Here is a 26,449-nt window from a genome sequence, read left to right as displayed (position 1 = left end):
GTAACAAATATAAAAATTAGTTTTCTGATTTACAATAGCTTAAGAAAGGTGATTGCCTCAGTGTCAGCACGATAAAAAACTAACTACGAAAACGCAGAAAGCGTGAAAAAATTGCATGCCGGGAAAATTATCAGATTTATAGCTGCGCCTGGCTGAAACTCTTACTCAAAAACCTCCACCTCGCCATCATGCAGGGCCCAAACCATGTAGGGGTGGGTATCGGCGTGGTAAATATCGCCGTTATTTGTAATTCCAACTACCCCGGCAAAGCCATTGTAGGGTTTCATTTCGTCGAGCGTTATTTCTGTCGCGGTAGATAAGGGCATGCCATCTGTTACACGGGTAACAATTTTTGATGCTACAGACCCGCTTACAATATCCTCACCCACACCGGTGCATGAAATGCCCGCATAAGCATTAGCATAGTTACCCGCTGTAGTTGCAGAATCGCTTACGCGACCGGGCATCTCAAAGCCTTTGCCGCCGGTTGAAGTTGCAGCCGCTATATTACCATAAAAATCAAGCGCTACGCAGCCAACAGTACCTAACCGGATCGAGTCGCTTAGCTTTTTTTCGTATTCCTTACGGCGTTGTGGTGTTTCGGGGTTGTAATAGGCTACGCCGTTATTAATGGCAAAATTGTTTGCACCCTGTCCGCTTAAAACGCGGTCGTCGTAGTCCATCAATTTTTCGGCGATGCAGATGGGGTTTTTTACATCCTCAATATTTATCACCCCACTAAATTTTTGCGTTTTGCCATCCATCAGGGATGCGCTTAATCTTATTTTTCCGTCGCTTTGGATTTGGGAGCCGGTACCCGCGTTAAACAGGTCGCAATCTTCCAGCAGGCAAACGGTATACACGGCGGTTTGGGCAGCAGTATGGTTTTCCAGGTATTTGTGGCCAAGCATAACAATTTCGCGCAGGGCATCTTGCTTTGCTTTTTTTACTTCCTGGTTTGTTAACGATTCGCTAAAAAATCCTCCGTGTATGATCAGCTTCATTGTAATAAATCATTATTATCCTGGGCACTCACATAAACACCCTCTTCTACCTTAACCACTTTTTTAATGATCATGCGGTGCTGCAACAGATCGTACTTATCAAATATCGACATTACATGCACTTTTAAGTTCTCAATAGAAACAGGGCTGCCTATCTCTACATCATAAACGTTGGTTTCTACAATATTCTTGCCATCAACAAGCATTATTAATCCCGAGCCTATGGCTTCCATCATACTGCCTTCGGTAATCAGCAGGCCGGCGTCTTCGCCAAGGCCTATACCTAATATGCCCGGGTTGGTAGCCACAGCGTACAGCAAACGGCCAATACGGCCACGCTGTACAAAATGCGTATCAACAATTACCGAATCAATAAACCCAAGGCCAGCAGTTATCTGCACTTCGCCTTTTATAAGGGCCTCGTTGCTTTGCCCGCGGTATATCATATGGGTTGACGCAGCAGCTGCACCGGCAGATGTACCAGCAATAAGAAAGTTTTCGTCGTGATAGCGTTGTTTCAAGATCTGCAGAAATTGCGTACCGCCAAAAATCGCGGTTAGGCGTAACTGATCGCCACCACTAAACATTACAACATCCGCTTTGCTAATGCGCTCTAAATATTCGGGGTTTGCAGCATCCTCACGGCTTTTAATATGTAAAACATTTACATGTGTAACGTTTAACTGGTTAAAAGCCTTAATGTACTCGTTGCCTACCAGCTCGGGTATTTGCGATGCGGTGGTAATCACTTCAATAACAGAAGCTTCGTGCTTGTCAGATTCGTTAATGATGCGCTTAAGTATGCCCTTTTCAAAAAATTTAATATAGTTAGGCTGCATTATATGTTCCAACACACTTACGTTACTGCCCATATCCACAGCGCCTCCAATTATTACAAGTTTTCCTCTCGGGACATCCATAATCTTTATATCAATTTATACAAATAAAAATAAAATTGGTTAAAAACTAATGTATTAATTAATAAAAATGCATTTTTTGGCCAAAACGTTTCATAACATTCATAAGTTTTTTAGCTTTAGAATATTATTATCCCACCCAATTTCGGAATGCATCTATGAAGATCGAGAATATACAAGTACTACGTGGCCCAAACCTTTGGAGCGTAAGCCGCAAGAAATTAATACAAATGCGGTTGAACCTGGAGGAAATGGAAGACCGCCCATCTAATACCATTGATGGCTTTTACGAACGGATGAAGGCATTAATGCCCAGCCTGCACAGTCACCGTTGTTCGCCGGGTGTGCCGGGCGGCTTTTTTGAGCGTGTTGTTGCAGGCACATGGATGGGGCACGTTATAGAGCACATTGCCTTAGAGATACAAACCCTGGCAGGCATGGATACTGGCTTTGGCCGCACCCGCGAAACCAAAACACCAGGCACCTACAATGTAGTGTTTGCTTACCTGGAAGAAAAAGTAGGCGTATTTGCCGCCGAAGCCGCGGTGAATATCGTTCAAGCCTTAATTGACGGCACAGAATACGATCTGGAGAAGGACATCCAAACCATGCGCGAAATTCGTGAGAATACTCGTTTAGGCCCAAGTACAGGTGCTATTGTACAGGAAGCTATCTCCCGTAAAATACCATGGATAAGGTTAAATAATCAATCATTAGTACAGTTGGGTTACGGTAAAAACCAAGTACGTTTCCGTGCTACCATGACCGAGAAAACCAGCTGCATTGCCGTTGATATTGCCGGTAATAAGGAAGAAACCAAGCGTATTTTACAGGAGCAGGCTATTCCCGTAGCCAAGGGCATGACCATCAGCAAAACCGAACAGGTGATTGAGGCTATTGATAGGATAGGTTTCCCGCTGGTGTTTAAACCGCTTGATGGTAACCACGGCCGCGGCATCAGCATCAATATAAATACCACCGAAGATGCTATCGCGGCATATGAATTTGCCGCCAAAATATCGCGCAGGGTAATTGTAGAGCGTTTTGTAACCGGTTACGATTTTAGGGTTTTGGTGATCGATAATAAAATGGTGGCCGCCGCATTGCGCGATCCGGCCCATGTTAAAGGCGATGGCAAACTCACTATTCAGGAACTGATAGACAAGGAAAACACAGACCCGCGCCGGGGTTACGGGCACGAAAATGTGCTGACCCTTATTGACATTGACCGCGATACGCTCGACCTGCTGGAAAAGAAGGGTTATACTTTGGATACCATCCCCGAAGCAGGCGAAAAGGTGTTTGTAAAATCGACCGCCAACTTAAGCACCGGCGGCACATCTGTTGATGTTACCGACCATGTGCATCCGCAAAACATCTTTATCTGCGAACGCATCTCTAAAATTATAGGGTTGGATATATGCGGTATTGATATAATGGCCAGGAACCTTACCGAACCCCTCACCGATAACGGTGGCGTGGTATTGGAAGTGAACGCGGCACCGGGTTTTCGTATGCATATTGCACCAAGCGAAGGTTTGGCGCGCAACGTGGCCGGCCATGTTATTGACATGCTTTACCCGGCAGGTAAATCGGCACGGATCCCTATTATCGCCATAACCGGCACCAACGGTAAAACCACCACAACCCGTTTAATTGCACACATTGTAAAAAATAATGGCCACCGGGTAGGTTTTACCACCAGCGATGGTATTTACATACAAAACAATATGATGCTGAAGGGCGATACCACAGGCCCGGTAAGCAGTGAGTTTATTTTAAAAGACCCTACTGTTGATTTTGCCGTTTTAGAAACCGCCCGCGGCGGGATATTACGCTCGGGCCTGGGCTTTAGCTCGTGCGATATTGGTGTGATAACCAACATACAGGAAGATCACCTGGGCCTGTCAGACATCCACACACTGGAAGATTTGACCCGTGTAAAAAGCGTGGTAATTAACGCGGTTAAAAAGAGCGGCTGGGCAGTGTTAAATGCTGATAATAAATATTGCGTGCAGGTTGGTAAAAAGGCCGATTGTAACGTTGCCTATTTTAGCAGGGACGAAAACAACCCGGTTATTGTTGCGCATTGTAAAAAAGGCGGCATTGCCTGTGTAAGTGAAAATGGGTTTATCACCATCATGAAAGGCGACTGGAAGATCCGTGTACAACGCACCATCCAGATCCCGCTAACCTTTGGCGGTACCGTTCCGTTTATGATAGATAACGTAATGGCGGCAACACTGGCCACCTTTGTACATGGCTTTAAAACCGAGGATATCAAGATCTCGCTGGAAACTTTTATCCCATCGGCCGCACAAACACCGGGGCGCATGAACATCTTTGAGTTTAAAGATTTCCGTTTCATGATCGATTTTGCGCATAACCCTGATGGTTATAACGGCATCAAAGCGTTTTTAAGTCATATCGACTCCCCACTGAAAATTGGCATTATAGCCGGCACCGGCGACAGGCGCGACGACGATATCCGCGAGATAGGTAAAATAGCTGCAGAGATGTTCGATTACATTATACTGCGCCAGGAAAAACACCTGCGCGGCCGCACAGCCGAAAATATTTTAAACTTACTAATTGAGGGTATCAAATCTACCGATGCAAATAAAAAGTATGAGGTGATACCAAAAGAGATAGATGCTATTAAACATGCCATGAGCCTGGCCCAGCCGGGTTCGTTCATCACCGCGTTAAGCGATGTAATAAGCAATGCTATTGAAACGGTACAAAACTACCAGGAGCAGGAACGGAACGGGTTGTTTAACGTATAAAGCCTCACCCTGCCCTCTCCAAAGGAGAGGGTGCTGAAAAGGCCCGCCTGAAGATCAGGCGGGCCTTTTTTATTGTAGAGACGCGATACTTCGCGTCTCCCACAGGCACGGCAATTTGCTACATTTCTAAACAAGACGCGAAGTATCGCGTCTCTACGTTTTTTTCCTATCGCTCAAATAATAATGCCACAATAACATACTTGCAACCGTTCTGTAAGGTTTCCATTGTTCAGCAATTAGCCCTAATTCTTCTTTGGTAGTTTCTTTGGGTAACGCTTTTAATCGTTTTATCGAGTTTACAATGGCCAGATCGCCCACGGGGAAAACATCTGTATGCTGCAGTGCGAACATCACATATACATCAACCGTCCAATTACCAATACCTTTTAGGGCGATAAGCTGCCGGCGAATGTCTTCATCTTCCATTTGCGCGAAAGCTTCCAGGTTTATTTGTCCGGCGATAATGGCTTCTGCAAGGTATTTGATATAGGCCGTTTTTTGTCGACTGCAATAACATTCCCGCATTTCGGCATCGGTTAGCAATAAGATCCTTGCAGGGGTAATTTCCTGTACACGTTCCCGCAGTTTATTCAGGGCCGATAAGGCCGATGCCAGCGAAACCTGCTGCTCCAGTATAATATGCACCAAACTTTCGAACGTATTTGGCCGCGACCAAAATGGAGGATAACCATAAAGGTCTATAACCTTAGCAAAATCGGCATCCATTTGGCCAAGTTCATCGCAAATAGAGCGGTAGGTAGATTTAGTAAACTGTTGAGGCATTGTAATAATTAAACTTATGCGTTTCTAAAATATCCATTTTCAAGACTTAATAACATCCCTCCAATAATCAGATTCGCAATAATTAATATAATTACGATAAGCATTGTCATTTGAAACTTCTTATAACTCCAAACTGTTATCAATATACCTATGGATAACAATGTTAAAAACAATGCGAGGTAATTCATGATTGGAATAATCGGAGCGTTTTCAAAGAAACTTAAAAACGCCCCCAACATTAATATTGCAATTGATGCAATGCTTAACATAGGACATATCCGCAAATTAATATCTTTCATCTTAAAATAAAGGAGGTAAGATACTAACTAATCACAATCCAACAAGAGGATTGCTAAAAATATTAGGTTTTAATATAAGTATTTCAGATTTTTACATTTATGAACAACCTGCCGCCATTAGCCGAGCGCATGCGCCCAAAATCGCTTGATGATTATGTGGGCCAAAAACATCTTGTTGGTAAAGGCGCTGTTTTGCGTAAGGCCATCGAAAGTGGCACACTCCCCTCCATGTTATTCTGGGGACCGCCGGGTGTAGGTAAAACTACGCTGGCCTATATCATTTCGCAATCGCTTTACCGCCCGTTCTTTTCGTTAAGCGCTATTAACTCAGGTGTAAAAGATGTGCGCGAGGTGATAGAAAAGGCATCCCTGTTAAAGGAACAAGGCGAGATCCTACCGATACTTTTCATTGATGAGATTCACCGTTTCTCTAAATCGCAGCAGGATTCTTTACTGGGCGCGGTTGAGCGGGGCATAGTAACCCTTATTGGCGCCACTACCGAAAACCCGTCCTTCGAGGTGATCTCGGCTTTGCTATCGCGATGCCAGGTTTATATTTTGCAGCCGCTGGAAGAGCAGGACCTGCTCGACCTGTTAGATAAAGCCCAAAAGGACGATGTTATACTCAAAGAAAAAAACATCGTCATCAAAGAGCATGAGGCCCTGCTTCGTTTAAGTGGCGGTGATGCCCGTAAGCTGCTCAATATCTTCGAACTGCTGGTAAATGCTTTCGACAGTAAAAAAATTACGCTAACCAATGATGTTGTGCTGGAACATGTGCAGCAAAACATGGCCCTATACGATAAAACCGGCGAACAGCATTACGATATTATTTCGGCCTTTATCAAAAGCATGCGGGGCAGCGATCCTAATGGCGCGGTTTACTGGCTGGCCCGTATGATTGTAGGCGGCGAAGACCCCTTATTTATTGCCCGCCGTATGCTGATACTGGCATCAGAAGATATTGGTAATGCCAACCCAAATGCGCTGCTGCTGGCGCAAAGCTGTTTTAACGCCATACAGGTTATCGGTATGCCCGAGTCGCAACTGATATTATCGCAAACGGTAATTTACCTGGCAACATCACCAAAAAGCAATTCGGCCACTACGGCCATTGGCGCGGCTATAGCGTTGGTAAAAGAAACCGGAGACCTGCCCGTGCCCCTGCACCTACGCAATGCACCAACCAAACTGATGAAAAACATTGGCTATGGCAAAAACTATAAATACGCCCATAATTACGAAGGCAACTTTGCCGAACTTGATTTTTTGCCTGAAGCAATAAAGGGCACAAAAATTTATAATCCCGGTAACAATGCGCGCGAGAATGAATCAAAAGAAAAGCTAAAGAAACTGTGGGGCGACAGGTACAAATATTAGTATCTTAACAGCCACTAAACTATTTTGTCATTCTGAGCGATAACGAAGGATGACAGATCTTTCATCATCACATATGATATCAACCTTTTTCGATCACGAACTGAAAGCCTTCTGGCGATCAAAAAACACCGGTAAAAGCATCGCCGTAAAGGTGGTAATGGGTATCCTTATCTTCATCCTTTTCTTATATGTACTGGCCCTTGGGCTTTTTATGGATAAGATAGTACATGCCATGTCGCCTAACGAAGATCTGACCGTTGCCTTCTGTGGGATTGTACTGGTCTATTTCCTGGGCGATCTGCTAATGCGCTTGCAGCTACAGGAACTCCCCACTTTAAAAGTACAGCCCTATCTGCACCTGCCCGTAAAACGCAACAGTGTAGTAGGCTACCTGGCTTTAACGGCCCTATTATCCTTTTTTAATTTATGGCCAATAATCATATTCGGGCCGTTTATTTTGAAGATCATATTGCCTGCATCCGGCGCGGTAACAACAATAGTTTTTATCGTTTCTATTATCGCCTTATCTATATTTAACAACTACCTTGCCTTATATATTAAGCGCAAAGCCAATTTAAACGGGTGGATCTTTTTAATGGCAGGTGCATTTTTAACGCTGATAACATGCGGCGATTATGTATGGCACCTGTATTCGCTAAAAGCTATTTCCTACTTGTTCTTTGGTAATTTGATCATCAAGCCTTATTTGGTGCTATTACCTTTGGTGCTATCGGTTGCCATGTATTATGTTAACTTCTACTACTTAAAAGGCAACCTTTACTTAGAGGAGTTAAGCTCTAAAAAAGATGTTATCCGCAAAAGCAGCACCGAGATCCCGTTCCTTAACCGTTTTGGTAATATAGGCGACCTGGTGGCCAACGAGGTAAAGCTTATCCTGCGTAACAAAAGGCCACGCTCCGCGCTTATCATGGGTTTGTTTTTTATGTTTTACGGCCTGATATTTTATACCAACCCTAAAATAGGCGAAGGCTTTAAAGTATTTGTGGGGATGTTTATGACGGGTATCTTCATTATTAATTACGGGCAGTTTATGTTTAGCTGGCAGGCAGGGCATTTTGATGGCCTGCTGGTAAGCAAGATCAAATTTACCGATTTTTTAAAGGCGAAATACCTGCTGTTCACCATCGTATCAACCGTTGCATTTATATTAACCACCCCTTATGTATATTTTGGCTGGCGCACCGTGCTTATCCACTTTATAATGTACCTGTGGAACTTAGGCATCAACACCACCATTGTATTGTATTTTGCCAACCGCAATTACAAACGCATCGACCTGAGCAAAGGCGCTTCTTTTAACTGGGAAGGCGTAGGCGCAAGTCAGCTGTTGCTATCGTTCCCGCTGATACTGTTCCCTTACGTAATTTACTTGCCATTTAAATACCTGGGCTATACCAACGTAGGCCTGGCTGTACTGGCCATAATAGGTGTTGCATTCATTATTACCCGCGACTTCTGGATCAAGAAACTGGAAGCAGATTTTTACACAAAACGATTTAAAATAGCCGAAGGCTTCAGAAATAAATAATCATGATAGAGATAAAAAACCTGAAAAAAGTTTACAATGGTGTAACTGTAGTAAACGTACCGCATCTGCAAATAAACAAAGGCGAAAGCATTGGCCTTGTAGGTAATAACGGTGCGGGTAAAACCACTTTGTTTCGCATGATATTAGACCTGATACGCTGTGATAGTGGCGAGGTGTTGTCAAACGGCGTTAATGTTGCCGGTGGCGAAGCATGGAAAAACTATACCGCATCGTACCTGGATGAAGGCTTCCTGATAGATTACCTTACCCCCGAAGAGTACTTTTACTTTATAGGCGGCTTGCACCAGCAAAACAAAGCGCAGGTTGATGAAAAGCTGGCCGGCATATCTGAGTTTTTTAATGGCGAGATCATCAACAAAGGCAAATACATTCGCGACCTGTCAAAAGGTAACCAATGCAAGGTTGGTGTTGGCGCTTGCCTGCTGCAACAGCCCGAGTTATTGATGCTGGATGAACCTTTCGCTAATATTGACCCAAGCACACAGTTCAGGTTAAAGAATATCCTTAAAGATCAGAATAAGAACCACGGTGTTACTACCATCGTATCCAGTCACGATCTAAACCACGTAACTGATGTTTGCGAGCGCATTTTGCTGATGGAAAAAGGTGTGGTGATAAAAGATATCGCTACCGGCTCATCAACATTATCCGAGCTGGAAGAATACTTTGGCGTAGGGCAAAGCAACGCGGCATACGTTGTAGATAAAGAAGAGAACCACTAAAGCGACGCCTATGTATTTGATAAGAGAAGCTACAACGGCTGATGTTGAAGCAATTTTACAGATAGCCGAACAAACCTGGTGGCCTACCTATGAGCCTTTGCTTGGCAAAGAGCAGGTAGCCTTTATGCTGGGCGAATTGTACACTGCTGATAAGATAACCAAACAGGTAAAAGAAAAACAACAAACGTTTTTGTTACTGACAGAAGACGGACAGCCTGTTGCTTTTGCCGCCTATTCGCCACGCGAGGAGGATGAAAACATTTACAAGCTGCACAAACTGTATTGCCTGCCCAAAACACAGGGCAAGGGCTACGGCAAAATATTGATAAATGCCGTTGCTGATAAAGTTATGGAAGCTGGTAAAAACACCTTAGACCTAAACGTTAACCGCTATAACAACGCCAAAAGCTTTTACGAAAAAATGGGCTTTACCGTAATTTACGAAGAAGATATCCCCATTGGCCCGTATTGGATGAATGATTATGTGATGCGGAAGGAGTTGTAACGCACAACATCGTCATGCCGAATTTATTTCGGCATCCCACAAGCAAAGTAGACGACTTGTCCCGAGAGATCCTGAAATAAATTCAGGATGACATGTTTTTAATAATAGATGAATCAGGATACAAACAACGCATTCAATATTTCCACAATCCCGATGGTAGAGATCCCGGAAGGAAAAATTGAATTAAGAGATGACAGGACAAAACAAAAATGGACGGTTGAGCTTGCTCCTTTTTTGCTCGCTCAATTCCCGGTAACACAAGAGCAATACTTTGAGGTTACCAATGAAGCACCCGCTACATTTAATGGTAACAGGCTACCTGTTGAAACCGTAAGCTGGAAAGACGCGATAACTTTTTGTAATTTATTATCTGTTAAGGATGGGTTAAAACTCTGCTATTCAATCGATCATACCTCTGGCGATATCACTTTCGATGCAATAGCAAATGGATACAGGTTGCCCACAGAGGCCGAATGGGAGTACGCCTGTAAAGCGGGTACAACCGGCATTAGATACGGCGAATTAGATGCCATTGCCTGGTATAAAGCAAACTCCGACAGATCTACTCATGATGTAGGGCTGAAAGAACCCAATGCCTGGGGCCTTTACGATATGTTGGGCAATGTTTGGGAATGGTGTTCTGATATCTATGACGAATCTGTTTATGGTTCCTACCGGATAATTAGAGGTGGTGGTTGGAGCGATGAGGAAAGGGGATGTATGGCCACTAACCGCCGACGCAGCCATCCCACTTCATTCAAAATTGATGACCTTGGATTTAGGATCGCAAGAAATATATAAGATGATCTGTAAATAAGAAAGGCGCAATTAATTGCGCCTTTCTTATTTTAAAATTTCAATAGCAGTATCAAGGCTTGACACAGCGCATTACAGGCGCGTCAAGGCACTTAAAGCAGTGTTCGCCTATGTAGGCAGCTATTTCGCCGCCAAAGCCGCTGGTGAGCGTATCTTCATGCAATACCAGCACTTTTGAAGTTTTCTTTACCGTGTTAATGACCGCTTCTTTTTAATTTCCAATTTTAGTGACCTGCTTTTTTTAACGAGTGTATCACCCACTTCTATAGAATATTTGTATTTATCCCAAAAAAATGAAAAGGAATAGAATTGTTTCTCATTGACAATGAAAGTAGCATTTCTTTTCACATCGTATTTTACTTCGGTTACCACACCATTAATATTACTTAACAACGCCTCTTTATCTCCAGTTTCTTTTTGTTTTAAAAGGATGTATGTTAAAACCGATATTGCAATTAAAATCAGACAACTTTTCAGGATGTTTCCTTTTAAATTCATGTAATTCAATCGTTAGTTATCTAAGCTTATAAACCCTGATATCTGAAGGCCTTGTTGGAGACACGAATCCACGCATTCTTATTTAATACTTCAACAACACATCCATCACTTCAGCCAGGCGGGCCTTGGCCATAAACTGGTCTTCCAGGGCTTTGTTCATAGGGATGGCAGTATCGAGGCTGGCACAGCGCATTACAGGCGCGTCAAGGTACTTAAAACAGTGCTCACCTATGTAGGCGGCTATTTCGCCGCCAAAGCCGCTGGTGAGCGTATCTTCATGCAATACCAACACCTTTGAAGTTTTCTTTACTGTGTTAATGACCGCTTCTTTATCCCATGGCTGTAAACTGCGCAGGTCAAGTATCTCTATAGATTGATCGGGATGGTTATCGGCGTATTCAATTGCCCAGTGCACACCAAGCCCAAAAGTGATAATACTGGCCTTTGTACCTTCGCGCACCACTTTGGCTTTACCTATCTCTACATAATAATCATCATCGGGCACATTGCCGCTGGTGCTGCGGTATAAGTTTTTATGCTCAAAATAAATAACCGGGTTGGGGTCATCTACCGCCGACATCAGCAAGCCTTTGGCATCATCCGGGAAAGCGGGATAAACTACCTTTAAGCCGGGTGTTTTTGTAAACCAGGCCTCGTTAGTTTGCGAGTGAAATGGGCCCGCGCCACTGCCACCACCGGCCGGCATCCGTATTACTACGTCAACCGTTTGCCCCCAGCGGTAGTAGGTTTTGGCCAGGTTGTTCACTATCTGGTTAAAACCGCAGCTTACAAAATCGGCAAACTGCATTTCAACAATGGCTTTGTAGCCGTTTATAGCAAGCCCCATAGCAGTGCCTACAATGCCCGATTCGCAGATAGGCGTATTGCGCACCCTGTCTTTACCAAACTCATCAATAAAACCCTGTGTTATTTTAAAAGCCCCGCCATATTCGGCAATATCCTGCCCCATAATAACCAGGTTATGGTGCATGCGCATGCTTTGCCTAAGGCCATCACTGATGGCATCAATATAGCGCTTATTGGTACTTGTCTCTGACTGGGTATGGTTGGGCGGGTTATACAAACTGTACATATTCTGCACCTCGGTTTGTACATGTGGTATAATATCCGGTTCGCTGAAAACCTTTTCTATCTCGGCATCTATCAGCGTAGTGTATTCATTTCTTAAATAAGGAACCCATTCCGGTCGAAACACCTCTTTATCCAGCAAAAACTTTTCAAAGCAATCCAGCGGATCTTTCTGTTTCCACTCGTCAAATAAATGCTGCGGTACATATTTTGTGCCCGATGCCTCCTCATGCCCGCGCATCCTGAAGGTCATACACTCTATCAATACCGGGCGTGGGTTTTCCCTTAGCTCTACAGCCAGTTCGTTTATGGTATGATAAACCTCCAGTACGTTATTACCATCAATGCGGCGGCCTTCTATTCCGTAACCAATCGCTTTATCAACTAAGGCGGCGCAACGATACTGTTCATTTACCGGGGTTGACAGGCCATAGCCATTATTCTCTATCAAAAATATAACCGGCAGGTCCCAAACAGCGGCAATATTAAGCGCTTCGTGGAAATCACCCTCGCTTGTTGCCCCTTCGCCGGTATAAACCAGTGTAACTTTTTTGTTGTTCTTTAATTTATCTGCAAGCGCAATACCATCTGCCAAAGCCAGCTGCGGGCCAAGGTGCGATATCATGCCTATAATTTTAAACTCTTGTGTACCGAAGTGGAAGGAGCGGTCGCGGCCTTTTGTAAAACCAGATGCTTTGCCTTGCCACTGGCCCATTAAACGCGAAATTGGGATATCGCGTGCCGTAAATACACCCAAATTACGGTGCATGGGCAGGATGTATTCATCCGCATTGAGCGCCATTGTACTGCCAATAGCAATAGCTTCCTGGCCAATTCCTGAAAACCATTTACCGATGCGGCCCTGCCTAAGCAGAATTAACATCTTCTCTTCAACCAACCGGGGCAATAACAGTTTCTTATAAAACGTTATCAAACCGTCATTATCTATATTTTTCCGGTCAAAAATCATCAGGTAAAGCTAAGAAGTTTTTAAAACTTTGTATGTTTGAGCAATCCATCTTTTCGCTATGAAGCACTTATACCTCAAAATAATTATATTTCTATCCATATTCGGTCTGTTCGCTTTTATACCCGACCACTTCCTGATGCCCGAAAATTTTTATTTGCACAAAGGGGATAAGTTTAATTTACATTTACTATCTGGCGAAAACCTGGTAAAGGAACGCGAAGTACCGTACACAGCGGCGCAAACTACCAAGTTTATGATCTATGAAGGATCCAAAAAAACAGACCTGAGTAAGATCACTAAAAACGATGCGTCGCCCTTGCTAAATTACACCATACAGGACGATGGGCTTGTGTTAGTTGAGATGAACACCAACGAACTGAACGAGATCCCCCGGGAAGATTTTTTGCCATACCTGACCGAGCAGGGGTATGACGATATTGCTGAGAAACTAAAGAACAGCAATGCGCTAAACTTCACCGAAAAATATAACCGTTACTTAAAAACATTAATAACCGTTGATGAGCCAAAGGGCAACGCCTACGAAAAGGTTTTAAATGACGATTTCGAGATCATATTAAAACGTAACCCTTACAAATTAAACTACGGCGATGATATTACGGCGGTTGTGAATTTTAAGGGCAAGCCATTTACTGGCCAGGTAATGTTATACATTAAAACAGAATCGGGCAATGTGTACCCGCAAAAATTAGCCAGCGATGCAGCGGGTAAGGTTTATTTTAGCGTTAGTCGCGAAGGTATTTATCTGCTAAGGGCTACCAAGTTTGAAGCATCAAAAGGTAAGGAAGCCGATTACGAATCGTGGGTGGCCAGTTACACCTTCTCGTTCAGTAACCATAACGATGCACCAAATACCTACAAGGAATTTGGCTTTGGCGATAAGCACTAAGTTCGAAAGATTCGGGGTTGGGCTAAAGCCCATTTTTCTGATTGCCCTACCCGTCCCATAAATGGGACGGCAATGAATGGGGACTTATCAAAAATCACGTCTATTTTGCCCTGTTGGTGTTGTCACCAACAGGCCGCCAATCTACGCTATCCGATACCTGCCTAATATTTCCATTAGTATCAAGAGGAATTGTTATGCCCAGCCTGAAGTATAAATCAATCAATTCTTGAATTGAAAAAGCTTACCGAGTCACTCGAAGTAAATTGAAATTCCTTTCTAAACTTTGAATATCCTAAAAAGTTATAATTTTTTGCTTTTAAAGAGAAAACGAAAGATGTGTCCTTATTATCATTTATGAAAGTTATTTTAACCTTGTCATTTGTTATTATTATCGGTTCAATTTGGGCAGTAAAGTTTTCCAATTTTGCAAATTTTTTGCTATAAACTACTTTGTCATCTAATTTCAATATAACATGTTGACTGGCATGTCCATATAATTCTAGATAAATCATTTTGGATTCTTTTTTTTGACCTTGGCCACAAGAGCAGAGAATCAAAAGAATTAACAATATCCAATTTCCGTTACTTTTCTTTGGGTGCTGCAGATCTGCCATATGATTTATTTGTTTATGATTACCTGCCTAAATATTGTTGGTGACAACACCAACAACGGCGAAAGAGTTTGGCTCTGGCGATAAGCACTAAGTTTTACAGCATCTTTAACTTTTCCGGGTCGAACCAGGGCTTTAGCTCGTAGCGAACCTGCAACAGACCTGTATCATATGTTTTCTGATCGATAAAGGTTAGTTGCACCCTGTCCTTGATCCCTTGAAATAATAGCTTGCCAGCGCCCAGTATTAACGGGTGGATAGAGAGCAGCAGTTCGCTAACCAAACGTTTATTTATAAAGGTAGATATCAGGTCGGCACCACCAAATAGCCAAATATCACCACCACTCGCTTCCATTATCTTTGGAACGGTATGTTCAAAATCCGATGAGGAGATCACTTTGATATTTTCGCCCGGCGTGGGTATCAATGTATCCGAGAACACATAAATATTTTTAACCGGGTACATTGCGGTGTCAGCACGAATAAGCTCAAAGCTTTTTCGGCCGATAAAGATGGTATCCGTATGGCTGAAAAATTCTTCCATGCCATAATCCTGGTCTGCAAGGCACCAGTCGTACTCGCCATTTGGGCCTTCAATAAAACCATCAAGGGTTACTGCCAGGTTCAAAATTATTTTACGCATAAGTTCTTATTATTCGGGGCGATTACCCTCTTTCCACATTTGGCTGAATGATTTTTCGGATACCTCCGGCATTTCTTTATAATGCCCCCATGATTTTTTGAAGATTTTTTTCATCAGGTAGTTTTTCATTTTCCCTCCAAAAAAATCGGTTAAGCTGCGTTTTAGCATTCCCTTTTTCCAGATGGCCCAGCCCCATTTTTCTTTGGTAGTAACCAAACCTTCATTCACCGCATCGCGGCGGTTCAACAACAGCATTTTGTGTATATCTATCTTCACCGGGCAAACCTCGGTACATTTACCGCAAAGGCTTGATGCATAGCTAAGATGTTTAAACTCTTCCATACCGCGCATATGCGGGGTTATGATAGAGCCTATAGGCCCGCTGTAGGTGGTATCGTAAGTATGACCGCCAATATTCTGATAGATGGGGCAGGCGTTAAGGCAGGCGCCACAACGAATGCAGTAAAGACCCTGACGCTGGTCTTTTTGGGCAAGCAGGTTGGTTCGGCCGTTATCCAGCAGTACAACATACATTTCCTCGGGGCCATCCGTTTCATTGGGTTGGCGCGGGCCGCTTAGTATGGTATTATAAACCGTTAAATTTTGCCCGGTTCCATGGGTTGACAGCATTGGCCAAAACAAGTCAAGATCTGTCATAGATGGGATAAGCTTTTCTATCCCTACTATGGTGATCTGTATTTTAGGGAAGGTAGTGGTAAGGCGGGCGTTCCCCTCATTTTCGGTAATGGCTATGCTGCCAGTGTCGGCAATAATAAAATTGGCGCCTGTAATGCCTACATCTGCCTGCAAATATTTTTCGCGTAATAGCTCGCGTGCTTTTTGGGTAAGCTGCTCGGGAGTACTGTCCAGCGGCGTGCCAAATTTCTCGTTAAATAGTTTGGCTATATCTTCTTTTGAAAGGTGCATGGCCGGGGTAACAATGTGGTAAGGCTTTTGGCCCAACAACTGCACAATGTATTCGCCCAGATCGCTTTCTAATGATTCGATGTTGTTCTTTTCCAGAAATTCATTCAAATGAATCTCCTCCGTAGCCATTGATTTAGACTTGATAATTGTTTTGGCACCGGCTTTAGTAATGATGTTTAAGATCTCACGGTTGGCTTCATCGGCATCGTTGGCCCAGATAACTTTACCGCCACGTTTTTGGAAATTTGATTCAAACTCGGGCAAAAACTTGTCCAGGTTCTCCATCACCTTCCATTTAATGGCATGGCCTTTTTTCTTGGAATTATCCAGGTTGATCATGCGCGACAGGCCTTTTTCAAAGGAGTTGTTATACTTACCAATATTATTATTGATAATACGGCGATGATCCAACTCGAATGCCTTTTGCTCTGAGGCTACCAAAAATTCTTCAGCGGTACTTCCCATTTATGCTAAATTAAACAAACCCCACCAAGAGTTTAAATAATGTGCAAAAATACCGGTTAAAATATTGAAACCGTAGTTTAATACCCGGCTAAAACAAGAAAAGCGGCCATTAAGCCGCTTTCTTGTTTATAATATCTTGTTATTACTTTGCTGCAGTTGGTGTTTTTACATCAACAACAGGGCGGGCATCGCGGTTAGCTAATTCCCAACCGGTAAAGAACGCCAGTTGCGCACGTTTCACTAATAACGGGAAGTTAATTTTGCTTACTTCATCGCCTGGGGCGTGGTAATCTGCGTGTACACCGTTAAAGTAGAATATAATAGGCACGCCGTAACGGGCAAAGTTATAATGATCTGAACGGTAGTAGAAACGATTTGGATCGTTAGGATCATCATACTTGTAATCCAGTTTCATTTTGGTATAAGTCGCGTTAGCCGCTTCACCAATTTTATGCAGGTCGGTGCTTAACATAGCCGAACCAATTGAATATACATAGTTTGCAGAATCCGGCTTACCAATGTATTCTTCACCAACACGACCGATCATATCGATGTTCAGATCGGCAATAGTGTTAGCCAAAGGATAAACAGGATGATCTGTATACCATTCTGAACCCAACAAACCTTTTTCTTCGCCTACGTTACCCAAAAATAATACACTGCGGCGCGGGCCTTTGCCATCTTTTTTTGCTTGCGAAAATGCACGGGCAATTTCCAGTACTCCTGTAGTACCAGAGCCGTCATCATCGGCACCGTTGTTCACTTTATCAGTAGCACCTGGTTTTGTAACCAAACCAATGTGATCATAGTGGGCAGAGAATACCAAAACTTCATTTTTAAGTTTTGGGTCAGAACCCGGCATAAAGCCTAAAACGTCAACCGCTTTAATATCTTTCTTTTCGGTATTAAAAGCGATAGCCGCTTCGGTTTTTATAACCTGTGTTTGTTTTGCAGTTGCAGTAGCTGTCTTTAACTCTTCGTAGGTTTTACCTGTTGATTTAACCAAAGCATCGGCAATGGCTGTTGTAATGTTAAACAATGGGGCCAATGGATTTGCAACAGTTTCTTTTTTAATAGAGATGCTGGCACCGCCTGCACTGCCACCAAAACGTTTAAGCAAAGGGCCTAATTCGCCGTTGGCACCTAAGATAGCCGCAGGGTTTTTCTCGCGGATAACTTTCAAAATAGCTACGCGTTGGGCTGTTGCACGGTAGCCGGTATTTGTTTTTTTACCTTCTTCGGGTTTGTCTTCGTTTATTAATAAAACTATTTTGCCGGTGATATCAACACCTTCCAATTCGGCTGCGGTACCGTAACCAACATAAACAATATCAGTTGCAGTTATATTTTTATCAGGGAATGAACCCGGCATAAAAAAGTCTTTCCAATTTTCAAAGGCTTGACCGTTAACGGTGAACTTGGTTATTTTAAGCGCGTTTTCTGTTAAAGGCACATCTAAAAAATATGAGCCATTTACTGGGGCCTGCAGACCTAATTTTTTAAATTCGGCAGCAATGTAGTTCGCTGCTTTTTCGGCACCCGGTTTACCGGTTTCGCGGCCTTCAAATTCGTCAGATGCAAGTATGCTCAGGTGCTTTTTAGCATCGGTAGCGTTAATAACATTGCCGTACTTAAGCGCCGTTGGGTTTTGCTGGGCACAGGCTGTTGCGCTAATGGCAAGCCCCGTGATCCATAATGATAATTTCTTCATTGAAATTTATTGTTGGTTTAATTAGTTTGTTAGCAGCCTATTTTGTTAACGCGGGTTGCATGGCGTCCGCCTTCAAATTCTTCGGTCAGGAATATTTCTATAATTTCTTTAGCCTCGGCAGTAGTTACATGGCGGGCCGGGATGCAAAGTACATTTGCATCGTTATGGGTACGCGCAGGGATGGTTACATCTGCTTTCCAGCATAACGCAGCGCGGATACCCTGGTGCTTATTGGCTGTCATGGCAACACCGTTTGCGCTACCGCAAAGCAGGAAACCAAAATCGGCCTCGCCGGCTTCAACAGCGTTTGCTACCAGGTGGGCAAAATCGGGATAATCGGCAGAGTCTGTAGAATAAGTACCAAAATCTTTAAAGGTAATATCATCAAACATGCCCAGTATGGCCTGTTTTAAATCGAACCCCGCATGGTCTGCGCCAATAGCAATCTTTAACCCTTTTTTCATCATCTCAAATTTATAACATTTATTGTGTTGACGAAGGTAAAGATTTTGTTAGAATTGAGAGATGTGCTTATTAAAGAGCCTCTTCTCTTGCTTTCTTACGCTTTTCAACCACAGCAGCCACCAATATACCCACTTCGTATAAAATGAATAAAGGGATACTCACTACGGTCATGGTCATCATATCGGGTGTTGGGGTAACTATAGCTGCTATGATCAATATCACAACCACGGCGTAACGCCTGGTCTCGCGCATAAATTTAACGGTAAGCACACCCAGCGATGATAGTACATATACCAATATAGGTAACTCAAATACTATCCCGGTTGCCAGTGTTAATGTGGCCACGGATGACAGGTAAGAATCAACAGAAAACTTATTTTCTATAGTAGGACTAATGGTATAGCTGGAAAGAAAATTTATTGACTCGGGCGTAATTACATAATAGCCAAATAATACGCCTATAATAAAAAGAAAACTGGCATAAATAACAAAACCACTTGCTGCCTTGCGTTCTTTCTCGTGCAGGGCGGGCTTTATAAAACGCCAGATCTCCCAAAGCAAATAAGGGAAGCCAAGGGTTATACCAATAAGCAGTGCCGAGTTGATCTGCAGGGTAAACTGCCCGGCCATCTCGGTATTAAGCAGGCTGATATTGATCTTATTGATACAAAAGCCATCGCGGTGCAGGTATTCGCCCAGCTTACACAGCATACGATACGTCCAGAAGCTTGGCTTACTGGGGCCCATAATAATGGTATCAAATATAAAATCGTAAAAATAAAAAGCACCGGCGGTAAAAATAACAATAGCAATTGCCGACCGCACCAGGTGCCATCGCAGGGCTTCCAGGTGATCAAAGAACGACATTTCGGCCTCCATTGTCTGGCCCTTCTCTTTTATTGCTTTTATTAGTTTGTTATCGCTCATTACCTGTTTTCAGCATTAACGCCGGAATACTATTTACGTTATATTGTATCGTGAAGATTACAAAAAAATTAATAAACGAAGGTTTCCATAAACTTGGTAGTAAAATTACCGGCACGGAAGTTTGAATCCTGCAGTAATTTTAAATGGAATGGAATAGTTGTTTTAACACCTTCAATAACAAATTCGCTTAAAGCACGCTCCATGGTTGCCAATGCCTCATCGCGGGTTTGGGCCATGCAAATAACCTTGGCTATCATCGAATCGTAGTTTGGCGGGATAACGTATCCGCTGTAAACATGCGTATCAACACGTACACCATGGCCACCCGGCGAGTGGAAGTTTGTTATTTTACCAGGTGAAGGGCGGAAATTGTTTGCAGGGTCTTCGGCATTTATACGGCACTCAATGGCATGCATTGTTGGCTCGTAGTTTTTGCCTGATATTGGGATACCCGCAGCAACTTTTATTTGTTCTTTTATTAAATCGAAGTTAATCACCTCTTCGGTAACCGGGTGCTCTACCTGGATACGGGTGTTCATTTCCATAAAGTAGAAATTGCGGTTTTTATCAACCAAAAACTCTACTGTACCGGCACCTTCATATTTAACAGCTTTTGCCCCTTTAATAGCAGCTTCGCCCATTTTTTTGCGCAGCTTATCTGTCATGAAAGGAGACGGCGCTTCTTCTACCAGTTTCTGGTGACGGCGCTGTATAGAACAATCGCGTTCAGATAAATGGCAAACTTTACCATATTGGTCACCTACTACCTGTATTTCGATGTGGCGCGGGTCTTCAACATATTTTTCAAGGTATAGGCCATCGTTACCAAAGGCTGCGCCAGATTCGGCACGGGCACTATCCCAGGCATTCTCAAATTCTTCGTCTTTCCAAACAATACGCATACCGCGGCCACCACCACCGGCAGTTGCTTTTAGTATAACAGGATAGCCTATTTTGTTGGCAATGGTAATGCCTTGTTTAATATCGCTAAGCAAACCTTCAGAACCGGGAACAATAGGTACGCCGGCTTTTTTCATGGTTTCTTTAGCCGAAGCTTTATCGCCCATTCTGTTTATCTGATCTGCAGTGGCGCCAATAAACTTAATGCCGTACTCGGCGCAAATAGCCGAGAATTTCGCGTTCTCAGATAAAAAGCCATATCCCGGGTGTATCGCGTCGGCATTTGTTAATTCTGCTGCTGCAATAATGTTTGGGATATTCAGGTAAGAGTCGCGGCTTGGAGGGGGGCCTATACAAACAGCCTCATCTGCAAAACGCACATGGAGGCTATCACGATCGGCGGTTGAGTATACAGCTATGGTTTTAATACCCATTTCCTTACAGGTGCGAATAATTCGCAGGGCAATTTCACCTCGGTTAGCTATTAATATTTTTTTAAACATCTTCTTGATTTTAGATTACACCGATTTACTTTCGATTACACCGATGCTTAATAACGATTACCCCGATCACACAAAATCTGTGAAATCAAACAACAATCTGTGAAATCAATTATTTAGGTTCTACTAAAAATAACGGCTGGTCGTATTCAACCGGTGATGCATTATCAACCAGTATCTTCACAATGCGGCCCGAAACTTCTGATTCAATTTCATTGAAAAGTTTCATAGCTTCGATGATGCAAAGTACACTACCTACACTTATTTCATCGCCCACGTTAACAAACAATGGTTTTTCCGGTGATGCAGAACGGTAGAACGTACCTATCATCGGCGATTTAATAGTAATTAAGTTTGAGGTATCGGCAACCGCTACAGCTTCGGCAGCCGGGATTGAAACCGGTAAGCTTGCAGGCTGCGGCGCACTTGCTGCGGCAAGCGGCTGTGGCGGTATAGATGCATTTACATACGTAGGCGCATCATTAGTTTTTATGGTAATCTTAAAATTTTCCTGCTCGATAGAAACTTCGTTTACGCCTGATTTTGACACAAAGCGTATAAGGTCCTGAATCTGTTTAATATCCATAATAAGCGATAATTGGTTTGGATAAAGTATTTATAAATATGCAAATGTGCGGATATGCAAATGTGCAAATGATTTTTAATGAATTATATTATTTAACAAGTACAATTTTAAGATGTTTTTAATTAAAATCTGCATATCTGCACATTTAAAATCTGCACACCTCTTAATAAGCCCACTTTAAATAAATAGAACCCCAGGTAAACCCACCGCCAAAGGCAGCTAAAATAAGGTTGTCGCCTTTTTTAAATTTGTCTTCCCACTCCCATAAACATAATGGTATTGTGCCGTTTGTGGTGTTGCCATAACGCTCAATGTTCACTATCACCTTATCGGCACTTATGCCGGTACGATTAGCGGTAGCATCAATAATACGTTTGTTGGCCTGGTGTGGTACCAGCCATGCAATATCATCGGCAACAAGGTTGTTGCGCTCCATCACTTCGGCAGCAACTTCGGCCATGTTGGTTACGGCAAATTTAAATACCGCCTGGCCTTCCTGGTATGCGTAGTGTTCTTTGTTGGCAACGGTTTCGTGTGTAGCGGGGCTAACAGAACCACCAGATTTTTGGAATAACAGGTGCGAACCCGCGCCATCACTTTTTAGTACCGAATCGATAATACCAAAACCTTCGGTATTAGGCTCCAGCAATGCGCAACCGCAGCCATCGCCAAAAATGATACAGGTAGCACGGTCTTCATAGTTAATGATAGATGACATTTTATCGCCGCCTATTACCAATACTTTTTTGTGTTTGCCGCTTTCAATAAACTGGGCGCCTGTTGCCAGGCCAAATATAAAGCCAGAGCAAGCTGCCTGCAGGTCATATCCCCAGGCATTTACAGCGCCAATTTTATGTGCCAGAATGTTTGCTGTAGCCGGGAAAGGCAAATCGGGGGTGGTAGTGCAAAAAATGATCAGGTCAATTTCATCGGCGCTTATGCCACGCTTTTTTAATAAACCTTCAACAGCCGGTACTGCCATATCTGAGGTACCAAGGCCTTCGCCTTTTAATATTCTCCGCTCTTTGATACCGGTGCGGCTGGTGATCCACTCATCGTTGGTTTCCACCATTGTTTCCAGCTCCTGGTTAGTTAGTATGTACTCGGGTACGTAACCATTTACAGCGGTAATAGCAGCATGAATTTTGCTCATTCTATGTTTTTTTACTGAAAAGCCAGTTTAATTTTATCTATAAGGTTGGTCTCGATCATGTTTCTTGACAGCAGCACCATGTTTTTAATAGCCTCGGGACTTGAGATACCGTGCCCTACAACAACAGGTGCGTTAACCCCAAGTATAGGGCTTCCGCCGTATTGCTCGTAGTTAAAGCGGTCAAAAAAATCGTCTTTTAATCTTTTCTTCTGAGTAATAACGTAAAAAGATTCAGCAAGTTTCAGAATAACGTTGCCTGTAAAACCGTCGCACACTACAACATCGTTGTTATCTTCAAAAAGGTCGCGCCCTTCCACATTACCAACAAAGTTAAATAGTTTCGAATCCTTCATTAAAGGATAGGTAGCCTGTAAAAGCAGATTCCCTTTTTCTTCCTCTTCGCCAATGTTCATCAGCGCTATGCGGGGGTTAGGGATCCCGTAGATAGATTCGGCAAGCAGGCTGCCTAAAATACCAAATTGCACAAGCACATCGGGCTTGCAATCGGCATTGGCGCCAACATCCAAAATAATACCCAAACCGCCTTTAAGTTTGGGTACAATGGTGGTCATGGCCGGGCGTATTACACCGGGAATGGTTTTTACGCTGAACATACTCCCTACCAGCATGGCCCCGGTATTACCTGCCGATGAAAACGCCTGTATGGCACCTTCTTTTAGCAAGTTAAAACCTATAGCAATGCTCGAATTTGGTTTTTGAACAATAGCCTTAGTGGGGTGTTCGCCCATGCCAATCACCTCGGTTGTATGCACAAACTCGAAATGATCGGGGCTAAAATTATTTTCCTGAAGAATAGTTAGGGCAATATCCTTGTCGCCAATAAGCACAAGTTTTTGCCCGGCAGATAAAACTTTACAAGCTTCAATCGCCCCTAAAACTGCTGCCTTGGGGGCGAAATCACCGCCCATAATGTCTAAGCCAATCTTCATTTCAGAAAATTAACTTATACTGCCAAAGCTTTTTCAATAAGAATTTTTCCGTTGAAGTAAACGTTACCGTCAACAGTGTAAGCTCTGTGTGGCAAGTGTACCGCACCAGTAGTTTGGCAAGTAGTTAAAGTAGGCGCTTCTGCTTTATAATGCGTTCTGCGTTTATCTCTTCTTGATTTTGAAATTTTCCGTTTTGGATGTGCCATAACTTTTAGTTATTATATTATTTTAATTTTTTGAGAGCTTCCCATCTCGGGTCAATGCTCTCGGTTTGTTCATCATTTGCTGCAAGCTTATTTAAGTTTGCCAGCATTTCCTCGTCACAATGTTTTGTATCGCTCTCGTTACTGCAAACAGCAATAAACGGCAGGGCAACATTAACATATTCATATATCAACCCGGCAATATCAATCTCATGATCGTTTTTGCCGAGGGTTATTATCTCGTCATCCTCGCCCATCGCCTCTTCTGTAAAGCGAGCTATCTGCTGTTCGTGAATATCCACAGGTTGCAGATAATCAGACAAACACCTGTCGCAGGTTGCATTTACAGTGCCGGTAATGTCAAAGTTCAGGATCAGCATTGTTTCCTGCTTATCCAGTTCAACCTTACAAATAAGATTGGCTTTTTTTACTATCGAATACTCAAACTCAGCAAAAAAGGCATCGTTTACTTCGTATTCAAAATAATGCTTACCCAGCTTTAGGCCGGTAAAAGGTATTGAATATGTCTTTAGCGATTTCAATGAGCAACAATTAGCCCGCAAATGTAGGTAAATTTGTTAAAACTGGAAAGTGTTTTTTTTAATTGAATTTTGGGGTGGAAAAGGAGGCCGGGATACGGTGCGGGAAGCGGGTGAATGGGGAAGCCGGGAGCGTGGAAAGGGCGCAGGGAGCGGGTGATTGGGGAAGCCGCAAGCGTGGAAAGGGTGCGAGGAGTGGAGAACAGTGGTTCGGAGAGCGAAGGGTCATCCTGAGCTTGTCGAAGGGCGCGTGAGGGGTATGGGCAGCTAATGGCGGGTATTTCTCGGAGGGCTGAAACGTGGTCTTATCATGTCTTTTATCCTTCCATCCTTTTCTTTCATCCACATAGGCACAGGCTGCGAACTGCCAACTAATAACTGCAAACTGATCTATGGCGTTGCCTGCGGCCCGGGCTTTCCGCTCATACGCGCACAGGCATTGGGCGCGAGGCCGGTATCCGCTTCACTCCCTAACGCGGGGAAGTTCTGAACCTTGATTTGCTTGATTAGAGGATGACAGGATTTATTGGCAATGGCTTACCGGGAACAATGCCTGATACCCGGCAAGCCATTGTTTTAAACCGCTTCTTTTACAAACGACGATACCGTTAACCGATGCACACCCAATATGCGGCCAATAGCGCTATAGGAGATCTTTTTATTCATTAACAATCTTATTTCTTCTTCCTTACCGGTAAGCTTGCGAATTTGCGACTTACTTCCCTTGGGGCGACCTAATATTTGCCCTTCCGCTTTTCGCCTTGCAAGAGCCTCTTTCGTACGTTGTGATATTAAATTACGTTCTATCTCTGCAGATAAACCGAAGGCAAATGCTAAAACTTTAGAGTTTATATTATTTCCTAACTCATAATTTTCTTTTACCGTGTAAACCATTACATCTTTCTCGATACAATCATGCAGTATTTTCATTATTTGCATTAGGTTACGGCCCATTCTTGATAGTTCAGAAACAATTAATACATCTCCTTTCTTCATACGATTTAATAACTCTCCAAATTTTCTCACATCAAGTTTTTTGGTTGAACTGATGGTTTCCTCTATCCATTCGTCAATAATGAGCTGTTTAATCTCGGCGAATTTTAAGATTTCGTACCGTTGATTTTCGGTAGTTTGCTTGTCGGTACTGATGCGGATATAGCCGTATTTCATAATTGAATAACTTTTTAAGTGAATTTAAATAGACAATAAAAAGATAGTTTAACCAAAATATGGCAATAAAATAGTCCCGTTTTTCCTAAGCTGAACGAGCGTTTTTATTAGGCAGTCAGTTACAACTCAAGGCGGATTTAAACCAGACGGTGGATGGGTGATACTTTCACCATTAGAAGCCACCATAAAAAACAAAATAGAACTTATAGGAACCCCTATAAAGGATTGGGATGTGCAAATTAATTATGGCATTAAGACCGGCTTCAATGAAGCGTTTATAATAGATGGATTAAAGAAAGATGAGCTACTTAAGAATTGTCCAAAAGCAGTCGAAATTATACGTCCGATATTACGTGGCAAAAACATTCATAAATATTACGCTGAGGTACCAGATCAATGGGTTTTGTATATTCCTTGGCACTTCCCCCTGCATGAGAATGGGGATATAAAAGG

29 protein-coding genes are annotated in these 26,449 nt (G+C 43.1%); 9 read left to right on the top strand and 20 right to left on the bottom strand.

Translation table 11 applies throughout. The features are described from left to right. Positions 1-161 precede the first annotated feature (161 nt). Complete coding sequence (locus tag NPE20_RS16660; protein WP_256539816.1) at positions 162-1,004, bottom strand: isoaspartyl peptidase/L-asparaginase; 843 nt, start codon at positions 1,002-1,004, stop codon at positions 162-164. Further along, positions 1,001-1,924 carry a cyanophycinase gene (locus NPE20_RS16655; RefSeq protein WP_256539815.1) on the bottom strand — a complete coding sequence of 308 codons (924 nt, stop codon included), beginning with the start codon at positions 1,922-1,924 and terminating at the stop codon, positions 1,001-1,003. Before NPE20_RS16655 ends, NPE20_RS16660 begins: the two co-directional genes overlap by 4 nt. Positions 1,925-2,079: 155 nt before the next feature. Here NPE20_RS16655 and cphA point away from each other — a divergent pair, with 155 nt between their 5' ends. Then, complete coding sequence (gene cphA / locus NPE20_RS16650; protein ID WP_256539814.1) at positions 2,080-4,707, top strand: cyanophycin synthetase; 2,628 nt, start codon at positions 2,080-2,082, stop codon at positions 4,705-4,707. Between the two features lie 153 nt (positions 4,708-4,860). On the opposite strand, the gene NPE20_RS16645 is transcribed toward cphA, so the two are convergent. Together NPE20_RS16645 and NPE20_RS16640 are read right to left on the bottom strand one after the other, a co-directional pair. After that, positions 4,861-5,490: a DNA-3-methyladenine glycosylase family protein gene (locus tag NPE20_RS16645; RefSeq protein WP_256539813.1), complete on the bottom strand. Its 630-nt coding sequence runs from the start codon at positions 5,488-5,490 to the stop codon at positions 4,861-4,863. A gap of 14 nt (positions 5,491-5,504) precedes the next feature. Next, positions 5,505-5,789, bottom strand: a complete 285-nt coding sequence (locus NPE20_RS16640; RefSeq protein ID WP_256539812.1) for a hypothetical protein — start codon at positions 5,787-5,789, stop codon at positions 5,505-5,507. 99 nt (positions 5,790-5,888) lie between these two features. Between NPE20_RS16640 and NPE20_RS16635 the strand changes: the two genes are divergently transcribed. The 5 genes from NPE20_RS16635 (at position 5,889) to NPE20_RS16615 (ending at position 10,767) form a co-directional block, all read left to right on the top strand. After that, a complete protein-coding gene (locus tag NPE20_RS16635; protein WP_256539811.1) occupies positions 5,889-7,169 on the top strand; it encodes a replication-associated recombination protein A in 1,281 nt (426 codons plus the stop codon). Positions 7,170-7,218: 49 nt separating this feature from the next. Further along, positions 7,219-8,718: a DUF5687 family protein gene (locus tag NPE20_RS16630; RefSeq protein ID WP_256539810.1), complete on the top strand. Its 1,500-nt coding sequence runs from the start codon at positions 7,219-7,221 to the stop codon at positions 8,716-8,718. 2 nt (positions 8,719-8,720) lie between these two features. Next, positions 8,721-9,461, top strand: a complete 741-nt coding sequence (locus tag NPE20_RS16625) for an ABC transporter ATP-binding protein (protein ID WP_256539809.1) — start codon at positions 8,721-8,723, stop codon at positions 9,459-9,461. A gap of 10 nt (positions 9,462-9,471) precedes the next feature. Further along, a complete protein-coding gene (locus NPE20_RS16620; RefSeq protein WP_256539808.1) occupies positions 9,472-9,966 on the top strand; it encodes a GNAT family N-acetyltransferase in 495 nt (164 codons plus the stop codon). Between the two features lie 108 nt (positions 9,967-10,074). Continuing rightward, positions 10,075-10,767, top strand: a complete 693-nt coding sequence (locus tag NPE20_RS16615) for a formylglycine-generating enzyme family protein (RefSeq protein WP_256539807.1) — start codon at positions 10,075-10,077, stop codon at positions 10,765-10,767. A gap of 67 nt (positions 10,768-10,834) precedes the next feature. Here NPE20_RS16615 and NPE20_RS26980 read toward each other — a convergent pair whose 3' ends face one another. From NPE20_RS26980 to NPE20_RS16605, 3 genes are all read right to left on the bottom strand, one after another. After that, positions 10,835-10,954, bottom strand: a complete 120-nt coding sequence (locus tag NPE20_RS26980; RefSeq protein WP_354003260.1) for a transketolase C-terminal domain-containing protein — start codon at positions 10,952-10,954, stop codon at positions 10,835-10,837. 14 nt (positions 10,955-10,968) lie between these two features. Next, positions 10,969-11,280, bottom strand: a complete 312-nt coding sequence (locus tag NPE20_RS16610) for a hypothetical protein (RefSeq protein ID WP_256539806.1) — start codon at positions 11,278-11,280, stop codon at positions 10,969-10,971. Positions 11,281-11,362: 82 nt separating this feature from the next. Further along, entirely contained in the window at positions 11,363-13,339 is a 1,977-nt protein-coding gene (locus tag NPE20_RS16605) for an alpha-ketoacid dehydrogenase subunit alpha/beta (protein WP_256539805.1), read from the bottom strand. A gap of 58 nt (positions 13,340-13,397) precedes the next feature. On the opposite strand from NPE20_RS16605, the gene NPE20_RS16600 reads away from it, so the two are divergent. Continuing rightward, entirely contained in the window at positions 13,398-14,246 is an 849-nt protein-coding gene (locus NPE20_RS16600; RefSeq protein ID WP_256539804.1) for a DUF4198 domain-containing protein, read from the top strand. Positions 14,247-14,461: 215 nt separating this feature from the next. Here the strand turns inward: NPE20_RS16600 and NPE20_RS16595 are convergent, their stop codons facing one another. The 12 genes from NPE20_RS16595 to NPE20_RS16540 all read right to left on the bottom strand — a co-directional run bounded on the left by NPE20_RS16595 (position 14,462) and on the right by NPE20_RS16540 (position 24,829). Continuing rightward, the gene (locus NPE20_RS16595; protein ID WP_256539803.1) at positions 14,462-14,860 is read right to left on the bottom strand and encodes a hypothetical protein; all 399 of its coding nucleotides are present in this window, start codon (positions 14,858-14,860) and stop codon (positions 14,462-14,464) included. A gap of 94 nt (positions 14,861-14,954) precedes the next feature. Next, a complete protein-coding gene (locus NPE20_RS16590) occupies positions 14,955-15,500 on the bottom strand; it encodes a dihydrofolate reductase family protein (protein ID WP_256539802.1) in 546 nt (181 codons plus the stop codon). A 9-nt stretch (positions 15,501-15,509) separates the two neighbouring features. Further along, on the bottom strand, positions 15,510-16,892 hold the full coding sequence (locus tag NPE20_RS16585; RefSeq protein WP_256539801.1) for a LutB/LldF family L-lactate oxidation iron-sulfur protein: 1,383 nt from the start codon (positions 16,890-16,892) through the stop codon (positions 15,510-15,512). Between the two features lie 142 nt (positions 16,893-17,034). Continuing rightward, the gene (locus NPE20_RS16580) at positions 17,035-18,603 is read right to left on the bottom strand and encodes a M28 family peptidase (RefSeq protein ID WP_256539800.1); all 1,569 of its coding nucleotides are present in this window, start codon (positions 18,601-18,603) and stop codon (positions 17,035-17,037) included. Positions 18,604-18,632: 29 nt separating this feature from the next. Further along, positions 18,633-19,070 carry a ribose 5-phosphate isomerase B gene (gene rpiB, locus NPE20_RS16575; protein ID WP_435529212.1) on the bottom strand — a complete coding sequence of 146 codons (438 nt, stop codon included), beginning with the start codon at positions 19,068-19,070 and terminating at the stop codon, positions 18,633-18,635. A 67-nt stretch (positions 19,071-19,137) separates the two neighbouring features. Beyond that, positions 19,138-19,995, bottom strand: a complete 858-nt coding sequence (gene tatC, locus NPE20_RS16570) for a twin-arginine translocase subunit TatC (protein WP_256539799.1) — start codon at positions 19,993-19,995, stop codon at positions 19,138-19,140. Between the two features lie 68 nt (positions 19,996-20,063). Beyond that, entirely contained in the window at positions 20,064-21,398 is a 1,335-nt protein-coding gene (accC, locus tag NPE20_RS16565; RefSeq protein ID WP_256539798.1) for an acetyl-CoA carboxylase biotin carboxylase subunit, read from the bottom strand. Between the two features lie 109 nt (positions 21,399-21,507). Beyond that, positions 21,508-21,981: an acetyl-CoA carboxylase biotin carboxyl carrier protein gene (gene accB, locus NPE20_RS16560; RefSeq protein WP_256539797.1), complete on the bottom strand. Its 474-nt coding sequence runs from the start codon at positions 21,979-21,981 to the stop codon at positions 21,508-21,510. Positions 21,982-22,144: 163 nt separating this feature from the next. Beyond that, positions 22,145-23,134, bottom strand: coding sequence for a beta-ketoacyl-ACP synthase III (locus tag NPE20_RS16555; protein WP_256539796.1), 990 nt, complete (start codon positions 23,132-23,134; stop codon positions 22,145-22,147). Positions 23,135-23,145: 11 nt separating this feature from the next. Beyond that, the gene (gene plsX, locus NPE20_RS16550; protein WP_256539795.1) at positions 23,146-24,084 is read right to left on the bottom strand and encodes a phosphate acyltransferase PlsX; all 939 of its coding nucleotides are present in this window, start codon (positions 24,082-24,084) and stop codon (positions 23,146-23,148) included. A 14-nt stretch (positions 24,085-24,098) separates the two neighbouring features. Beyond that, complete coding sequence (gene rpmF / locus NPE20_RS16545; protein WP_256539794.1) at positions 24,099-24,290, bottom strand: 50S ribosomal protein L32; 192 nt, start codon at positions 24,288-24,290, stop codon at positions 24,099-24,101. Between the two features lie 17 nt (positions 24,291-24,307). Then, positions 24,308-24,829: a YceD family protein gene (locus NPE20_RS16540; RefSeq protein WP_256539793.1), complete on the bottom strand. Its 522-nt coding sequence runs from the start codon at positions 24,827-24,829 to the stop codon at positions 24,308-24,310. A gap of 307 nt (positions 24,830-25,136) precedes the next feature. Between NPE20_RS16540 and NPE20_RS16535 the strand changes: the two genes are divergently transcribed. Next, positions 25,137-25,316: a hypothetical protein gene (locus tag NPE20_RS16535; RefSeq protein WP_256539792.1), complete on the top strand. Its 180-nt coding sequence runs from the start codon at positions 25,137-25,139 to the stop codon at positions 25,314-25,316. An 86-nt stretch (positions 25,317-25,402) separates the two neighbouring features. Here NPE20_RS16535 and NPE20_RS16530 read toward each other — a convergent pair whose 3' ends face one another. After that, positions 25,403-25,996, bottom strand: coding sequence for a master DNA invertase Mpi family serine-type recombinase (locus NPE20_RS16530; RefSeq protein WP_256539791.1), 594 nt, complete (start codon positions 25,994-25,996; stop codon positions 25,403-25,405). A gap of 157 nt (positions 25,997-26,153) precedes the next feature. On the opposite strand from NPE20_RS16530, the gene NPE20_RS16525 reads away from it, so the two are divergent. Continuing rightward, positions 26,154-26,449 (top strand): hypothetical protein (locus tag NPE20_RS16525; protein ID WP_256539790.1); only part of this gene is annotated, 296 nt, incomplete at its 3' end.

The sequence above is a fragment of the Mucilaginibacter aquariorum genome, assembly GCF_024498135.1.
Lineage (GTDB): Bacteria > Bacteroidota > Bacteroidia > Sphingobacteriales > Sphingobacteriaceae > Mucilaginibacter > Mucilaginibacter aquariorum.
The sequence above is the reverse complement of the archived record's forward strand: the minus strand, read 5'-3'. Positions and strand labels throughout refer to the sequence as shown.

Coding starts and splice junctions, on each gene's coding strand:
- NPE20_RS16660 (WP_256539816.1), bottom strand. CDS start 1,004: ATGAAGCTGATCATACACGGAGGATTTTTTAGCGAATCGTTAACAAAC.
- NPE20_RS16610 (WP_256539806.1), bottom strand. CDS start 11,280: ATGAATTTAAAAGGAAACATCCTGAAAAGTTGTCTGATTTTAATTGCA.
- NPE20_RS16655 (WP_256539815.1), bottom strand. CDS start 1,924: ATGGATGTCCCGAGAGGAAAACTTGTAATAATTGGAGGCGCTGTGGAT.
- NPE20_RS16555 (WP_256539796.1), bottom strand. CDS start 23,134: ATGAGCAAAATTCATGCTGCTATTACCGCTGTAAATGGTTACGTACCC.
- NPE20_RS16530 (WP_256539791.1), bottom strand. CDS start 25,996: ATGAAATACGGCTATATCCGCATCAGTACCGACAAGCAAACTACCGAA.
- NPE20_RS16625 (WP_256539809.1), top strand. CDS start 8,721: ATGATAGAGATAAAAAACCTGAAAAAAGTTTACAATGGTGTAACTGTA.
- NPE20_RS16635 (WP_256539811.1), top strand. CDS start 5,889: ATGAACAACCTGCCGCCATTAGCCGAGCGCATGCGCCCAAAATCGCTT.
- NPE20_RS16645 (WP_256539813.1), bottom strand. CDS start 5,490: ATGCCTCAACAGTTTACTAAATCTACCTACCGCTCTATTTGCGATGAA.
- NPE20_RS16605 (WP_256539805.1), bottom strand. CDS start 13,339: ATGATTTTTGACCGGAAAAATATAGATAATGACGGTTTGATAACGTTT.
- cphA (WP_256539814.1), top strand. CDS start 2,080: ATGAAGATCGAGAATATACAAGTACTACGTGGCCCAAACCTTTGGAGC.
- NPE20_RS16615 (WP_256539807.1), top strand. CDS start 10,075: ATGAATCAGGATACAAACAACGCATTCAATATTTCCACAATCCCGATG.
- NPE20_RS16580 (WP_256539800.1), bottom strand. CDS start 18,603: ATGAAGAAATTATCATTATGGATCACGGGGCTTGCCATTAGCGCAACA.
- plsX (WP_256539795.1), bottom strand. CDS start 24,084: ATGAAGATTGGCTTAGACATTATGGGCGGTGATTTCGCCCCCAAGGCA.
- NPE20_RS16595 (WP_256539803.1), bottom strand. CDS start 14,860: ATGGCAGATCTGCAGCACCCAAAGAAAAGTAACGGAAATTGGATATTG.
- NPE20_RS16630 (WP_256539810.1), top strand. CDS start 7,219: ATGACAGATCTTTCATCATCACATATGATATCAACCTTTTTCGATCAC.
- accC (WP_256539798.1), bottom strand. CDS start 21,398: ATGTTTAAAAAAATATTAATAGCTAACCGAGGTGAAATTGCCCTGCGA.
- NPE20_RS16590 (WP_256539802.1), bottom strand. CDS start 15,500: ATGCGTAAAATAATTTTGAACCTGGCAGTAACCCTTGATGGTTTTATT.
- rpmF (WP_256539794.1), bottom strand. CDS start 24,290: ATGGCACATCCAAAACGGAAAATTTCAAAATCAAGAAGAGATAAACGC.
- NPE20_RS16600 (WP_256539804.1), top strand. CDS start 13,398: ATGAAGCACTTATACCTCAAAATAATTATATTTCTATCCATATTCGGT.
- NPE20_RS16535 (WP_256539792.1), top strand. CDS start 25,137: ATGTCTTTTATCCTTCCATCCTTTTCTTTCATCCACATAGGCACAGGC.
- NPE20_RS16620 (WP_256539808.1), top strand. CDS start 9,472: ATGTATTTGATAAGAGAAGCTACAACGGCTGATGTTGAAGCAATTTTA.
- NPE20_RS16585 (WP_256539801.1), bottom strand. CDS start 16,892: ATGGGAAGTACCGCTGAAGAATTTTTGGTAGCCTCAGAGCAAAAGGCA.
- tatC (WP_256539799.1), bottom strand. CDS start 19,995: ATGAGCGATAACAAACTAATAAAAGCAATAAAAGAGAAGGGCCAGACA.
- NPE20_RS16640 (WP_256539812.1), bottom strand. CDS start 5,789: ATGAAAGATATTAATTTGCGGATATGTCCTATGTTAAGCATTGCATCA.
- rpiB (WP_435529212.1), bottom strand. CDS start 19,070: ATGATGAAAAAAGGGTTAAAGATTGCTATTGGCGCAGACCATGCGGGG.
- accB (WP_256539797.1), bottom strand. CDS start 21,981: ATGGATATTAAACAGATTCAGGACCTTATACGCTTTGTGTCAAAATCA.